The 13,473-nt window shown below is 74.8% G+C and carries 14 protein-coding genes; 7 read left to right on the top strand and 7 right to left on the bottom strand.

Going from position 1 to position 13,473, the window contains the following annotated elements; translation table 11 throughout:
- Nucleotides 1-6: 6 nt before the first annotated feature.
- The 4 genes from AB0J72_RS27955 to AB0J72_RS27970 all read left to right on the top strand — a co-directional run bounded on the left by AB0J72_RS27955 (nt 7) and on the right by AB0J72_RS27970 (nt 4,978).
- Complete coding sequence (locus tag AB0J72_RS27955) at nt 7-624, top strand: neocarzinostatin apoprotein domain-containing protein (protein WP_363403606.1); 618 nt, start codon at nt 7-9, stop codon at nt 622-624.
- A gap of 5 nt (nt 625-629) precedes the next feature.
- On the top strand, nt 630-1,946 hold the full coding sequence (locus AB0J72_RS27960; RefSeq protein WP_363403608.1) for a hypothetical protein: 1,317 nt from the start codon (nt 630-632) through the stop codon (nt 1,944-1,946).
- A 91-nt stretch (nt 1,947-2,037) separates the two neighbouring features.
- Nucleotides 2,038-2,316, top strand: coding sequence for a DUF4242 domain-containing protein (locus AB0J72_RS27965; protein ID WP_360561880.1), 279 nt, complete (start codon nt 2,038-2,040; stop codon nt 2,314-2,316).
- Nucleotides 2,317-2,377: 61 nt separating this feature from the next.
- The gene (locus AB0J72_RS27970; RefSeq protein ID WP_363403610.1) at nt 2,378-4,978 is read left to right on the top strand and encodes an AAA family ATPase; all 2,601 of its coding nucleotides are present in this window, start codon (nt 2,378-2,380) and stop codon (nt 4,976-4,978) included.
- Nucleotides 4,979-4,981: 3 nt separating this feature from the next.
- Here the strand turns inward: AB0J72_RS27970 and AB0J72_RS27975 are convergent, their stop codons facing one another.
- Together AB0J72_RS27975 and AB0J72_RS27980 are read right to left on the bottom strand one after the other, a co-directional pair.
- Nucleotides 4,982-5,500: a hypothetical protein gene (locus tag AB0J72_RS27975; RefSeq protein WP_363403612.1), complete on the bottom strand. Its 519-nt coding sequence runs from the start codon at nt 5,498-5,500 to the stop codon at nt 4,982-4,984.
- A gap of 89 nt (nt 5,501-5,589) precedes the next feature.
- Nucleotides 5,590-6,618 (bottom strand): AI-2E family transporter, encoded by a 1,029-nt coding sequence (locus tag AB0J72_RS27980; protein ID WP_363403614.1) that lies wholly within the window; start codon nt 6,616-6,618, stop codon nt 5,590-5,592.
- Between the two features lie 179 nt (nt 6,619-6,797).
- On the opposite strand from AB0J72_RS27980, the gene AB0J72_RS27985 reads away from it, so the two are divergent.
- Nucleotides 6,798-7,976, top strand: a complete 1,179-nt coding sequence (locus AB0J72_RS27985) for a glycosyltransferase (protein ID WP_363403616.1) — start codon at nt 6,798-6,800, stop codon at nt 7,974-7,976.
- Here the strand turns inward: AB0J72_RS27985 and AB0J72_RS27990 are convergent.
- Entirely contained in the window at nt 7,966-8,559 is a 594-nt protein-coding gene (locus AB0J72_RS27990) for a hypothetical protein (protein ID WP_363403618.1), read from the bottom strand. The genes AB0J72_RS27985 and AB0J72_RS27990 overlap by 11 nt on opposite strands.
- Nucleotides 8,549-8,848, bottom strand: coding sequence for a hypothetical protein (locus tag AB0J72_RS27995; protein ID WP_363403620.1), 300 nt, complete (start codon nt 8,846-8,848; stop codon nt 8,549-8,551). The genes AB0J72_RS27990 and AB0J72_RS27995 overlap by 11 nt, the downstream gene beginning before the upstream one ends.
- 135 nt (nt 8,849-8,983) lie before the next feature.
- Here AB0J72_RS27995 and AB0J72_RS28000 point away from each other — a divergent pair, with 135 nt between their 5' ends.
- Nucleotides 8,984-10,240 carry a cytochrome P450 gene (locus tag AB0J72_RS28000; protein WP_363403622.1) on the top strand — a complete coding sequence of 419 codons (1,257 nt, stop codon included), beginning with the start codon at nt 8,984-8,986 and terminating at the stop codon, nt 10,238-10,240.
- Nucleotides 10,237-10,440, top strand: coding sequence for a ferredoxin (locus tag AB0J72_RS28005; RefSeq protein ID WP_363403624.1), 204 nt, complete (start codon nt 10,237-10,239; stop codon nt 10,438-10,440). The genes AB0J72_RS28000 and AB0J72_RS28005 overlap by 4 nt, the downstream gene beginning before the upstream one ends.
- A gap of 304 nt (nt 10,441-10,744) precedes the next feature.
- Here AB0J72_RS28005 and AB0J72_RS28010 read toward each other — a convergent pair whose 3' ends face one another.
- From AB0J72_RS28010 to AB0J72_RS28020, 3 genes are read right to left on the bottom strand one after another with little or no spacing between them, the layout of a single operon-like run.
- On the bottom strand, nt 10,745-12,004 hold the full coding sequence (locus tag AB0J72_RS28010; RefSeq protein ID WP_363403842.1) for an MFS transporter: 1,260 nt from the start codon (nt 12,002-12,004) through the stop codon (nt 10,745-10,747).
- Between the two features lie 57 nt (nt 12,005-12,061).
- Nucleotides 12,062-12,805, bottom strand: a complete 744-nt coding sequence (locus tag AB0J72_RS28015; RefSeq protein WP_363403626.1) for an arylmalonate decarboxylase — start codon at nt 12,803-12,805, stop codon at nt 12,062-12,064.
- The gene (locus AB0J72_RS28020) at nt 12,802-13,419 is read right to left on the bottom strand and encodes a hypothetical protein (RefSeq protein WP_363403628.1); all 618 of its coding nucleotides are present in this window, start codon (nt 13,417-13,419) and stop codon (nt 12,802-12,804) included. The genes AB0J72_RS28015 and AB0J72_RS28020 overlap by 4 nt, the downstream gene beginning before the upstream one ends.
- Between the last annotated feature and the right edge of the window lie 54 nt (nt 13,420-13,473).

The raw sequence follows: 13,473 nt of genomic DNA on the forward strand, positions 1-13,473 counted from the left end.
CCTTCGATGCAACGACGGATCGCATCCCTGGCGGTGCTGGTCACCGCGGCGCTCGCCGGTGTCGTCCCGCTCGGCGCGGCGCCCGCGTGGGCCGCTCCGGCGCTCACCGTCAGCAAGACCACCGGCCTGACCGACGGGGTGTCGGTGACCGTCGGCGGCAGCGGCTTCACCGCCAACCTCAAGCAGATCGCCGTCGGGCAGTGCATCGAGGAGGTGAAGGGCCCCAGCGACTGCAACCTCGCCGGCGGCTCCCAGTTCGTCAACGCCGACGCCTCCGGCAAGATCCCCACGGTCACGCTGAAGCTGGCGCAGAAGTTCGGCACGTTCGACTGCACCAAGCGCACCTGCGTGATCGCCGCGCAGATCCTGCCGTCCGGCGGCAACGCGGGCGAGATCGCCGCCAACAAGGCCTCGGTGAAGCTGACGTTCGGCGCCGCCGCCCAGCCGACCACCCAGGCCGCCGCGGCGGCCACGACCGAGGCGACGGCGCTGCCGAAGACCGGCCCCGGCGACGAGCCGTTCGTCGTCGTCCTGGCCGGGTCGGCGCTGCTCACGCTCGGCGTCGGGCTCCTCGTCGTGCTCCCGGCCCGCCGGCGCCGCGCGCACACCGCGGAAGGGGTGTGAGCGACATGCGCCGCATCGCGCTGGCCGCCGCGATACTCGCCGTGGCGGGCACCGGCCTCGCCGTCGTCACCGGGACGGCCGCCGCGGCGCCGGTGGACGCGTCGCTGGGTTGCCGGCTGTACTTCAGCGACGCCGGGACCGGCACGTCGCCGACCACGTGGGCGGACACGTTCACGCTCAGCCAGTCCCCGGCGAGCCCGGCGGCCGGTCAGACCGTGACGGTGACCCTCGCCGCGGTCGCCGGCGTGACCAACGGCCCGGTGCCGCTCAACGCCGGCGACGTGCCCGTGCGGGTCACCGTCGCCCTCGGCGGCGCGCAGACCGGGACCGTCACCCTCGACCAGGCCGCGTACCCGGCGGCGGCGAAGGCGGCCGGGGTGCCGCTCGGGCCGATCAGCGCCACCGGCACGTACACGGCGACGGCGGCCGGCACGGTGACGCTGGTGGTGCGGCAGGTCGCGTTCGCCAACTCGACCGCGACCACGTACTGCTCGGCGAGCGGCGACCGAGACCACAAGGCGGCGCCGGTCGACACGCCGGTCACCGCGTCCGCCGTCGTCACCCCCGGCCCGTCCGGCTCGGCGTCGCCGTCGGCCTCGGCGTCGGCGTCCGCCTCACCCTCCGCCTCTGCCTCGGCGTCCACTTCGGCCTCCGTGAGCCCGAGCGCGTCGGCGTCGAGCACGGAGGCGGCCACCCCCGCGGAGACGTTCGGGCCCGCGTCGGTGACGATGAAGTGCAAGACGCTCAGCACGATCCGCGACTGGACCGCCACCCACACGCTCACCATGTCGCCGGCGAACCCGGGCTACGGCGCCAACGTCACCGTCACGTACACCTTCGACAACGGCGGCAAGAACGGCCCGGCGCCGATCGCCGCCGGCGACCTCAAACCGACCGCCACCGTGAAGCTCAGCGGCGCACAGTCCGGCACGGTGAAGCTCACCGGCCCGGCCTACGGCGCGATCGCGGCGCAGGCGACCGTGCCCGGCGCCACCCTCACGGGGCAGTTCGTCGCCAGTACGCCCGGCGTCGTCACCCTCACCGTCGCGGACATCCTGTTCGACCACCCGCAGGTCGACACGGAGTGCAACAAGGGCAGCGACCCGGTGACGTCGCCGGCGGACACCACGATCGTCGCGAGGTTCACCGTGAAGTCGACGCCGGCGACCCCGTCGGAGGTCACCGGGGAGGCGCTGCCGAAGACCGGCGACGGCGGGATCCTGCCGGTGATCCTGCTGTGGGGCACGGCGCTGCTGCTCACCGGGGTGGGCGCGCTCGTCGTCCTCCCCAGGCGGGCCCGCCGCAGGATCGCTCTCGAATAGGGAGGTGCTCCCGATGTCCGGGCGGCCGCCGGCGGCGAGGCTTGACGCATCGCCCCGGCGCCCCGCCGGAGCACCAGCCAAGGAGCACACAGTGCAACGCTTTCTCATCGAACGCCAGATCGAGGGCGCCGCGAACCTCACCCAGGAGCAGCTGGCCGAGATCGCCAGGACCTCCAACGCGGCTGTCGACTCGCTCGGCGTGCCCTACACGTGGGTCACCAGCTACGTCGCCGGCGACAAGATCTACTGCCTGCACGAGACCGACGACGCCGAGACGATCCGCGAGCACGCCCGGCGCGGCGGCTTCCCGGCCGACCTGGTCACGATCGTGGCCAACGAGTTCGGCCCGCAGACCGCCGCGGCGGCCTGACCCGACGTGGTGGCGGCCGCCGGGACTGGATGCCCGGCGGCGCCGCTCCTACAGTCACCTCATGGAGCTGTACGAACGGGATCGCGAGCTCGCCGCCCTGGCGGCCGCGACCGCCGGCGCGGCCCGCGGCACCGGTGCTGGGGTCGCCCTGGTCGGCGAGGCCGGCGCCGGCAAGTCGGCGCTGGTCGAGGTCGCCTGCGCGCGGGCGACCGGGCTGCGCGTGCTGCGCGGCGGCTGCGACCCGCTCGTCACCCCGCGGCCGCTCGGCCCGTTCCGCGACCTGATCGCGGGGCTGCGCCCGGCCGACCTGACCGACCCGGCCGCCGCGTGCGAGGTCGCCTACGAGGCGCTGCGCACCGAGCCGACCGTGCTGGTGGTCGAGGACGCGCACTGGATCGACGGCGCGTCGGTCGAGGTGCTGCGCTTCCTCGTCCGCCGGCTCGAGGTGCTGCCGTGCGCGCTCGTCGTCACCTACCGCGACGACGAGATCGGCGCGCAGCACCAGCTGCGGCCGCTGCTCGGCGACTTCGCCAAGCTCGGCGGCGTCACCACGCTGCGCCTGGACCCGCTCACCGTCGACGGCGTCGCGATGCTGCTGCGCGGCGGGCCCCTCGACGCCGCCCAGGTGCACCCGCTGACCGGGGGCAACCCGTTCTTCGTCGCGGAGGTCGCGAAGGAGCCCGGGCGGCCGCTGCCGGCGACGGTGCGGGACGCGGTGCTCGCCCGGACCGCCGGGATCGCCGCCGAAGACCTCGAGGTGCTCCAGCTCGCCGCGACCGCCCCGGACCGCCTCGCCGACCGGGTGCTGCCCACGCTCGGCGTGGACCTGCCGACGCTGCGCCGCCTGCACGACACGGGACTGCTGCTGCGCGACCGGCAGGGCCTGGTGTTCCGGCACGAGCTCGCCCGGCTCGCGGTGGAGAGCACCATCCCGGCCGGCGGCGCGGCGCGCCTGCACGCGCGGCTGCTGGCGGTCCTGGAGCGGCTGGAGCCGCGCGACCCGGCCGTGCTGACCCACCACGCGGTCTCCGCCGCCGACCCGGCCCGCGCCGCCCGCTACGCGCAGGACGCCGCCGAGGAGGCCGCCCGCGCCGGCGACCACACCGACGCGGTCGCGTTCCTGGGGATCGCGGCGGCCAGCCTGCACGGCGCCCCGCCCGGCGAGCGGGCCCGCGTCCTCACCCGGCTCGGCTACGAGCAGTACATGACGAGCAGCCTGGAGGAGGCCATCGGCAGCGTCACCGCGACCTTCCCGCTGTGGCACGCGGCCGGCGACCGCGCCGGACTGGCGTCCGCGCACGAGTCGTGCGCGCTGTTCGAGTACTACAGCGCGCGCCGCCAGCAGGCCGAATACCACGCCGAGCGGGCCGCGGCGGCCGCCCCGTCGCACGCCGGCGGCGCCCAGTTCATCAAGGGGTACCTCGCCTACCTGCGCAGCGACCAGGACCTCGCCGCCCGGCACTGCGCCGACGCGAGCCGCATCGCCGAGGCCGCCGGCGACACCGCCCTCGCCCTGCGCACCGCCGTCGTCGAAGCGGCCGCCGCGCTCGCGCACGGCGCCACCGGCGCCCGCGACCGGCTGCTCACCCTCATCGAGGACGCGAAGGCGCACGGCCTCGACGAGCTCGCCTCCACCGGCTACTCGAACCTCAGCTACCTCGACGTCGAGCAGCGCCGCCTCAGCGACGCCGAGCGCGTGCTGGAGCGGTCCCTCGCCTTCACGATCGCCCGGGACATCCCGATCTGCAACCACTGGCAGACCGCCGTCCGGGCGCGGCTGCGGTTCGTCGGCGGGCGGTGGGACGCCGCCACGGAGGACGCCGCCGACGTCCTCGCCCGCGACGGCATGCCCCTGGCCACGCTGTGGCCGCACCTGATCAGCGCGCTGCTGCCGCTGCGCCGCGACGGCGCCGCCGGCCCGCCAGGTGCGGTCGGTGCGGCCGGCGCCGCCGACGTCGTCACGGACCACCTCGACGCCGCCTGGGCCGTCGCCGAACGCCTCGACGAGCCGCTGCGCCGCCTGCCGGTCCTCGCCGCGCTCGCCGAGCGCGCCTGGCTCACCGGTTCGGCGGACCCGCGGCTCGCGTCGGCCCCGGCCGCGCTCGCCGGCGCGCTCGGGTCACCCGCGACCGCGTGGGTCGCCGGCGACCTCGCCGTGTGGCTGTGCCGGCTCGGCGTCGCCGCCCCCGTCGACGCGGCGCGGGTCCTGGCCCACGTCGCCGAGCCGCACCGGCTCATGCTCGCCGGGCGCCACCACGACGCGGCCGCCTGGTGGCGGCGGGCCGGCGCCGTCTACGACGAGGCCCTGGCCCTCGCCGACGCGCCCGGCGTCGACGACCAGGTGCAGGCGATCGAGCGGCTCGACCTGCTCGGCGCGACCGCCGTCGCCGACCGGCTGCGCCTCGGCCTGCGCCGGCAGGGCGTCGCGCAGCTGCCGCAGCGCCCGCGCGCCGGCACCCGCGCGAACCCCGCCGGCCTCACCAACCGGCAGCTCGACGTGGCGAAGCTCGTCGCCCGCGGCCTCACCAACGCCGAGATCGCCGGCAAGCTCTTCATCTCGGTGAAGACCGCCGACCACCACGTGTCCGCGGTGCTGACGAAGCTCGGCCTCACCAGCCGCCGCGCCGTCATGGCCCAGGCGGAGGCGCTGAAGCTGTCCTGAGGGTCAGCTGGGCCGCGGAGCGGGGCCGAGGCCCGCGCTCGCGGGTGGCGGGCAGGCGTCGGCGCAGCGCAGGTAGCCGGTCGTCATGTTGCCCTGGTCGCCGACGTAGAAGAAGACCAGGTAGACCTGGCCGTCGCCGGGGCGCAGCGCGCTCAGCTCGGCACCGCCGACGCCGAGGTCCGCCCCGGTGCGCTTCTCGATGATCAGCCTGACGGAGGCGTGCGGCCCCGCCGTCGCCGCCGGCTGATAGGCGAGGACGTACCGGCCGGACGCGTCGATCGGCTCGGCGGCCGCGCCGGACGGGGACCGGTGGAACAGGCCCGGCGGCAGGTTCAGCGCGGTGAACGTGCCGTCCGCGCCGAACGTGATGAACCGGTCGGTGCCCGCGTGCCAGGTGCCGGCGATGGTCTCGGTGGTCATGTCGACCGGATCCCCCGGATCCTGCAGCGCCTCGCCGATGCTGCAGGCGGCACCGACCACCAGCGCCATCAGGAGCGCCGCGGAGACCGACCCTCGTCGCAACGCGCCTCCCCGCCGTGGCACTCAGCACTCAGCCGTTGCCGGCGAGCGTAGTGCCTCCGGCGACCGTGCGCGGGCCCGGCGGGCGGTGGTCACGGTGGTCCGGCCTCCACGGGGGCGTCCGGGGGCGGGCGCAGCATCGCCCGCCAGGAGACGGCGATGGCGGCCACGGGCGGGGCGAGCAGCACGCCGACGAGCCCGGCGAGCGCGCCGCCGAGGACCGTGACCGCCAGGATCACGACCGGGTGCAGGTCGAGGGCGCGGCCGAAGACGTACGGGCGCAGCACCCCCTCCAGGATGTTCTGCGTCACCAGCACGATCACCAGCATCCACGCGGCCGCCTGCACGCCGCCGGCGCCGAGGGCGACGACGACCGCGAACACGGCCGACACCCACGCGCCGAGATAGGGCACGTACGCGGCGACGAACGTGACCAGCGCGATCATCCCGATGAGGGGCAGGCCGAGCGCGACCGCGCCGAGGGTGATGACGGCCGCGTCCATGGCCGCGACGATGGTGGTGCCGAGGACGTACTGGCGCAGCCGCAGCGCGGCGCTGTCCAGCATCTTGCGGGTCAGGCCGGACCGCAGCGGCAGCGTGCGGTCGAGGTGGTCGACGAGCGCCGGACCGTCCTTGAACGTGTAGTACAGCAGGAACGCGCCCAGCAGCACGCCGACCGCGGCCTGGGCGAGCAGCGCGGCCGTGTTGAGCAGCGCCGAACCCGCGCCGAGCAGCGCCTCGCGCCACTGCTTGGAGCGCAGCAGCGCGTCGAGGGGATCGCTGCCGAGCGCCGAGCGCAGGTGGTCGCCGGCGCTGTCGGCGACCTCGGCCCAGCCCGCGCCGGCGTTGGCGATCGTGCGCCACATGAGGGCACCGAACAGCACGAGCAGCGCCGGCACCAGCAGCGCACCGGTGAGCGCGGCGGCGGTCGCCGGGACCCCGCGGCTGCGGAGCCGGGCGATGAGCGGTTGCAGGGCCGCGGCGATGGTCACGGTGATGAGGACCGGTGCGAGGACCGCGAGGATGACGCCGACGCCGACGATCAGGGCGGCGGCGCCCACGACGGCGCCGGCGACCAGCCAGCCGGACCGTCCCAGCCGTGTCAGCCATATGGGCGGCATGCGGCTCTACTGCCCGAGCGGGCCGAAGAAACGCCATTGCCGGAGGATGACACCACGGGTGTCTCCTCCCCATTGGAACGTATAACACGCATGGGGTCTTGCGGCAAGACCCGGGTGCTGCCGCAGAATTCGTGACCGCGGCGCCGGTCGGCGCGCGGCCACGGGAGAAGGAGAAGACCATGCGTGTGCTGGTGTCCTCGGCGGGGACGCGCGGCGATGTGCAACCGGTGCTGGCCCTGGCCCTCGAGGTCCGCCGGCTCGGGCACCACGCCCGCCTGTGCGTGCCGCCCAACTTCGTGGAGTGGGTCGCGGGTCACGGGTTCGACGCGGTGCCGATGGGCGTGGAGATGCGCCGGCCCGCGCCGGGGCAGCCGCCCGCGCCGGTGCCGGACCTGATCACCGACCAGTTCGACACGCTCGCCGCCGCCGTCAAGGGCTGCGACGCCGTCCTCGGTGCCAACGCGCACCAGTACGCGGCCCGCTCCGTTGCCGAACGCGCCGGACTGCCGTACGTGACCGCCGTCTACGCGCCGGTGGCGCTGCCCTCGCCGGAGCTCGCGCCGCCACCCTCGCCGGGTGAGACGTGGGAGCCGGGGCGGCCCGGGGACAACGAGCGCCGGTGGGCCGCCACCGCGGCCGCCTGGAACGACCGGGCCCTGGAGCGGGTCAACCACAACCGGGCCCGGCTCGGGCTCGCGGAGATCGGCGACGTGCTGCGGCACAACGTGACCGACCGGCCGTGGCTCGCCGCCGACGCCACCCTCGGCCCGGCGCCCACCGGCGTGGACGTCGTGCAGACGGGGGCGTGGCTGCTGCGGGACCCGGCGCCGCTGCCGGCGGAGCTCGCGGCGTTCCTCGACGCCGGCGACCCGCCGGTGTACGTGGGCTTCGGCAGCATGCCGCTGCCGCCCGACACCAGCGGCGCCGTGGTCGAGGCGGCGCGGGCCAACGGCCGGCGGGTCGTGCTCTCGCGGGGCTGGGCGGACCTCGCCCCCGTCGACGACGGGCCGGACTGCGTCAGCGTCGGCGATGTCAACCAGCAGGCGCTGTTCGCGCGGGTGGCGGTGGCCGTGCACCACGGCGGGGCGGGCACCACCGTCGCCGCCGCCCGCGCGGGGGTGCCGCAGGTGGTGGTGCCGATGTTCAGCGACCAGTTCTACTGGGCCTCCCGGGTGGTGGCGCTCGGCGTCGGGACCTCGGCGTCGCTCGCCGGCCTGTACGCGGGCACCCTGAACGCGGCGCTGCACGAGGCGCTCCTGCCCGGCGTCGAGGCCACGGCGGGCGCGACCGCCTGGGACGTCACCACCGATGGCGCCGCCGCCGCGGCCCGGCTGCTGGTGGCGGCCGTCAGCGGTTGAGGGAGGTCACAACAGGGGCGGCCTTGCGGCGGCCCATGGTGAGCAGGCCGGCGAACGACGCCCACGAGCCGTCGGTGAACTCGACCGTCAGCCGGGACGGGTTCAGGCGGTGCCAGCCGACCCGGGCGGACCGCACGCCGGAGCGCGGCACGTCCCACAGCGGGCGCAGCCGCTCGGTGGCCGGCCTGGTGTGGTACTTCGGCTCGTCGATGAAGTGGGCCTGGTCGAGCGGCTCGTACAGGCGCAGGCGGGCGTCGGTGACCACCAGCAGCAGCGGGCCGCCGACGCCCAGGGTCGCCGCGTGGCAGGCGGCGGCGGTGGACGTCGCCGCCCCGGCCGCGGACCGGCCGAACACCAGCCACCAGAAGAACCCCTGGCCCGGCTTCGGCGGGGACAGGATCGCGCCGGCGACGGCGCCCGCGGCGCTCCCCGCCGTCACCGGGCTGTCGTCGCCGTCCGGTGGCAGCGGCGGGCCGAGCCCCAGCGGCGCCTTCGCCACGACCGCGGCGAGGACCCGCTCCCCGGGCGCCAGCTCGGCGAGCGCCCCGGCGTAGGCCTCGGCGGGCGACGGGTCAGTGTTCATCCTGGTACCGCCGCTGCTCACCCGCGCGGAAGACCGGGTCGAGCAGCGCCTTCACCGCTTCCTTCGACAGCTCGGCGGCGTCGTCCTGGGCGCGCTTGACGGCCTGCAGGATGTCGGCCGCGAGGTCCCGCGAGCCGAAGCGCATGGCCCGCGGGTCGAGCTGCACGTCGGTGACGTCGGTGCCGGCGCCGCCGGCGCGCATCGTCTCGAACCGGTCCGCGACGCCGTGCGTCCTGCCCACGAACGCGGTCATCTCGGCCGGGTCGACGTAGCTGTCCTGTCCCGCCATCCGGTCCCCGCAGTCCCCGTCGGAATGCGGCCGAGGGTACCAAGCCCGCCCGCCGCCGGATCACAGGGTGGTGTTTCCTCGATGCTTCGACCAAGATGGATGCCGTTGCCGGCGCCGCACCGTTCGGGGGTCACGATGACAGCTGTCCAGCACGATCCGTCCGCGGCGCTGCCGCCGCTGCCGTTACCGCCGGCGAGCGGCTGCCCGTTCGACCCGCCCGCGCAGTACGAGAGCCTGCGCGAAGGCACCCCGGTCGTCCGCGTCGCGTGCCCCACGGGCGTGCAGGCGTGGCTGGTGAGCCGCTACGCCGACGTGCGGGAGGTCCTCGGCGACCCGCAGCGCTTCAGCAACCGGTCCGGCGTCGCCGCGCACATCCTGCTGGGCTACGGCGGCGACACCCCGGTCGGCGAGGGCGAGTTCCCGCGCATGGACGGCGCGGAGCACCTGCGCTTCCGCCGGCACATGGCGCCCGAGGTCTCCAACATGAAGCGGATCAACCAGCTGCGCCCGCTGGTCCGGCAGATCGTCGACGAGCGCCTCGACGCGCTGGCCTCGGCGCCGTCGCCGGTCGACCTGTACGCGGACTTCGCCCGGCCGGTCACGACCGCCGTGATCGCCGCGCTGCTCAGCGTCCCCAAGGAGGACCAGCACCTGTTCAAGACCGCCGCGGAGGCGCTGTCCGACGGCAAGTCCAGCGCCGGCGACGTCGCCGCTGCCATGCAGCCGCTGTTCGAGTACCTGTACATGACGGTCGTGACCCGCCGGGCCGACCCGGGCGAGGACGTGCTGAGCCGGATGATCGTGCGCAGCGACCAGACCGACCGGCCGTTCACCGACATGGAGCTGGTCATGATGAGCGCGGCGATGCTGATCGCCGGCTACGACACGACGGCCAGCATGATCAGCCACGGCGTCCTCGCGCTGCTGGAGCACCCCGCGGAGCTGGAGCGGCTGCGGGAGGATCCGTCGCTCGCCGGCGCCGCCGCGGAGGAGCTCGTCAGGTATCTCGGGGTCGGCTCGGGGCTGCTGCGCGAGGTCACCGAGGACACGTCGATCGCCGGGCAGCCGGTGAAGGCCGGTGACTACGTCGTCGTCGCCATCCAGTCGGCGAACCGGGACGCGGAGCTGCACCCCGACGGCGACCGGCTCGACATCGGCCGCACCACCGGCCCGCACCTCGGCTTCGGGCACGGCCCGCACCAGTGCGTCGGCCAGCAGCTCGCCCGCCTGGAGCTGACCACGGTCCTGGCGACGCTGCCGCGGCGGATCCCGACACTGCGGCTCGCGGTGCCGCTGGAGGACATCCGCTTCAAGGTGGAGACGTCGGTGTACGGGCCGGAGACGCTGCCCGTGACGTGGGACAAGGTCGAGCCGGCCGAGGAGGGCCTGTGATGCGGGTGTCGGTGGACGCGGACAAGTGCATCGGGTCGGGGGTGTGCGTCCTGGTGGCCGGCGAGGTGTTCGACCAGCGCGACGACGACGGGGTCGTGGTCCTGCTCGCCGAGCACCCCGCGGAGGAGCACCAGGAGTCGGTGTACGAGGCCGCGAACCGCTGCCCGGCGGCCGTCATCGAGGTCCACGACCGCGCCTAGCGCCTTGCACGCCTACGGCAGCGCGCTGTCCGTGCCGGCCAGGGACCTGCCGCAGGCTGCCGGCGGCGACCGCGGCCCCGGTGGACTGGAGCCCGACGGTGGCCGCGCCGACCGTCAGCGGGCCGGTGCCCCACTGGTTGCTGATCCGGACCCGGATCGTGTCGCCGGCGCGGGCGGAATGGACGACGTTGCGGATCGTGCCGCCGGTGGAGGAGCCGGCGGGCGCGGGGCAGTTCGCGTCGTCGTTGGCGGGCTCGTCCTGCGGCGCGGCGGCCCAGATGCCGACCGCGCCGGGGGCGGCGTCTCAGGCGGGCGTCGGTGCGGCCGGCGCCTGCTGCTCGTCGGCGTGGGCGATGCGGGTCAGCTCGCGCCACAGCAGCACCACGAACAGCGCCGAGCCGGCGAAGGCGAACCAGAACGGCGCCGTCACGCCGACGTGGGTCGCCAGGAGGCCGCCGATCACCGACCCGGCGACGAGACCGCCGAAGACGCTGATCGTGTTGACGCTGCCGACGCGGCCCTGCAGGTGCTCCGGCACCGCCCGCTGCCGGACGGTGATCGACGTGGTGCCCCAGATGAACGCGTGCGCGCCGAACACGAACATGATGGCCGACGCGACCCACGCGGACGTCGTCACGGCGAGCGCGAGGTGCGTGAGCGTCTCGATGATGAGCCCGGCGCGCATCACGTTGCCGAGGCTCACGTGGCGGGTCAGCCGGCCGTAGAGGCCCGTGCCGAGCAGCCCGCCGGCGGCGCCGACCGTGGTGAACAGCCCGAACCCGACGGCGTCGAGGCCGAGGCGCTGCTGCGCGTACAGCACCAGGACGGACCAGGCGGCGCCGAACGTGACGTTGAAGATCAGGATCGTCAGCGACAGGGTCCGCACGGCCGGGTGCCGGACCGTCCAGCGCAGCCCCTCCATGACGGCGTGCCGCACGTTGCCGGGCGCCTCCGTGGCCGGCCTGCTGGTGCCGGGCAGCGCGAGCCGGTACACCAGCAGCACCCCGGCGGTGACCAGCACGGCCTCCGCGGCGAACGGCCACACCAGCCCCGCGGCGAAGAGCACCGCGCCGAGCGGCGGCCCGACGAGCTGGTTGAGCGTCAGGTACCCCGCCTGCAGCCGGGCGTTGGCGACGACCAGGTCGTCCCGCCCGACCAGCATCGGGGAGAGGGTCGAGGCCGCGTTGTCGGCGAACACCTCGGCGATCGTCAGCAGCCCCAGTGCGGCGAGCGCGGCCGCGACCGGCAGCCGGTCGGCGGCGAGCAGCGCGATCAGCACGCACAGCACGACGGCCCGCAGCCCGTCGGCGGCCATGACGATCCTGCGCCGGTCGAGCCGGTCGGACAGTACCCCGGCGTAGAGCCCGAACACGAGCGGCGGCGCCCACCGCAGCAGCGCCGCCAGCGACACCAGGAACGCGTTGTCCGTCAGCGACGCGACGAGCAGCGGCCCGGCCGCGACCGCGATCCCGTCGCCGAGGTTGCTGGTCCACGACGACGCCACCAGCCACCGGAACCCCGTGCCCAGCCGCGCCGGTAGGACCTTGTCGACGACGGTGCTGATGACAGGGGCCACGAGGAGAGCACCTTACGGCGCCGGGCGCGGCCCCGCACGCGATTTTCAGTGGTTGCGGAGGAGCGATCCGGCGTTGTGAATTTTGTCCGGGATGTCGTTGTCGCGCAGCGCCATCCACCAGGTGGCGGCGTTGATGGCGATGACCGGTTTGCCCAGCCAGCGCTCGGCCTCGTCGGCGAGGCGGACCATGGAGAGGTTGGTGCCGCACTGGACGACGGCGTCGACGTCGGGGCCGTCGACCTCCAGGATCGCGGCGCGCAGCTCGTCCTCGGTGACGTGGGCGATCGACACCGCCGTCGGGCAGCGCAGGCCCTTGATGCGCACGACGTCGAAGCCGAGCTCGGAGAAGAAGCGGACCACGTTCTCGTCGCCGATCGGCTGGTACGGGGTGACGACCCCGATGCGGCGGGCGCCGTAGAGGTGCAGGGCGCGTTCGCAGGCCTCGGCGCCGGTGGCGACCTTCAGCCCGGTGATGCCGTTGATCTGGGCGACGAACTCGCGGTTGCCTTCGACGCCGCCCCAGAAGGTCTCCGCGGACATGCCCATGACCATGAAGTCCGGCTCGCAGGTGAGGACGCGCTCGCAGGCGTGGCCGATCTCGGCGCGGATCTGGACCAGGAGGTTCTCGAAGCCCTCGTCGCTGGACAGGTCCTGGTTGCGGATGTGGATGCGGGAGAAGTGGGCGGTCACGCCGGGCACGCCCATGGCGTAGAAGTCGGGTTCGACGATCGTGTTGGTGGAGGGGGCGATGACGCCGAACTTGCGGCGCCAGCCCAGGGCGTCGGTCATGCGGGCACCTCGGAGGGGGAGCGTCGGTAGGCGCGGACGGTGAGCCACGCCGCGGTGAGGAAGGCCAGCTGTGCGGCCGTGTTCGTGCCCTGCTCGATCCACTGCAGGCGCAGCGTCTCGTGGTCGGGGTGGTTGCGCAGCGGCACGAGCGCCGTGACGAGCACGATGCCGAGGGTGTACAGCGCGATGGCGAGCCGGGCCCGCCGCCGCCCCGCGTACACCGCGCCGATGACGCTGATCGTGGTCACGCCGGCCGTGGCGAGGATGAACACGGGCTTCATCGTGCCGGCGAGCGCGGCGCCGAGCGTGACCGCGGCATACACCGCGGCGAAGGGCCACCACGGCGCGGTGGGCAGCAGCGCCCAGATCAGCAGGACGGCACCCGCGGACATGAGGGGGAAGAGCGCGGCCTCCAACCAGGGCAGGTCGACCCCGAAGGCGGCGACGAGCAGCTTCCAGACCGACTTGGCGATGCCGCCAGCGCCGATGAGCAGCGCGCCGAGCCGCCCCCACGGGACGGCCTTGCCCAGCGAGGCCAGCAGCCAGAACCCGTACATGGCGAGCAGCGTCGGCACGAAGTCCTCGACGGCGAGGATGACAGGGTAGTCGTTCATGCCGTCACCTCCGCTGCGCTCCGGCGCCGGCCTGAACTAAAACCTGTCACGCTG

This window comes from Dactylosporangium sp. NPDC049742, from assembly GCF_040674675.1.
GTDB classification, from domain to species: domain Bacteria; phylum Actinomycetota; class Actinomycetes; order Mycobacteriales; family Micromonosporaceae; genus Dactylosporangium; species Dactylosporangium maewongense.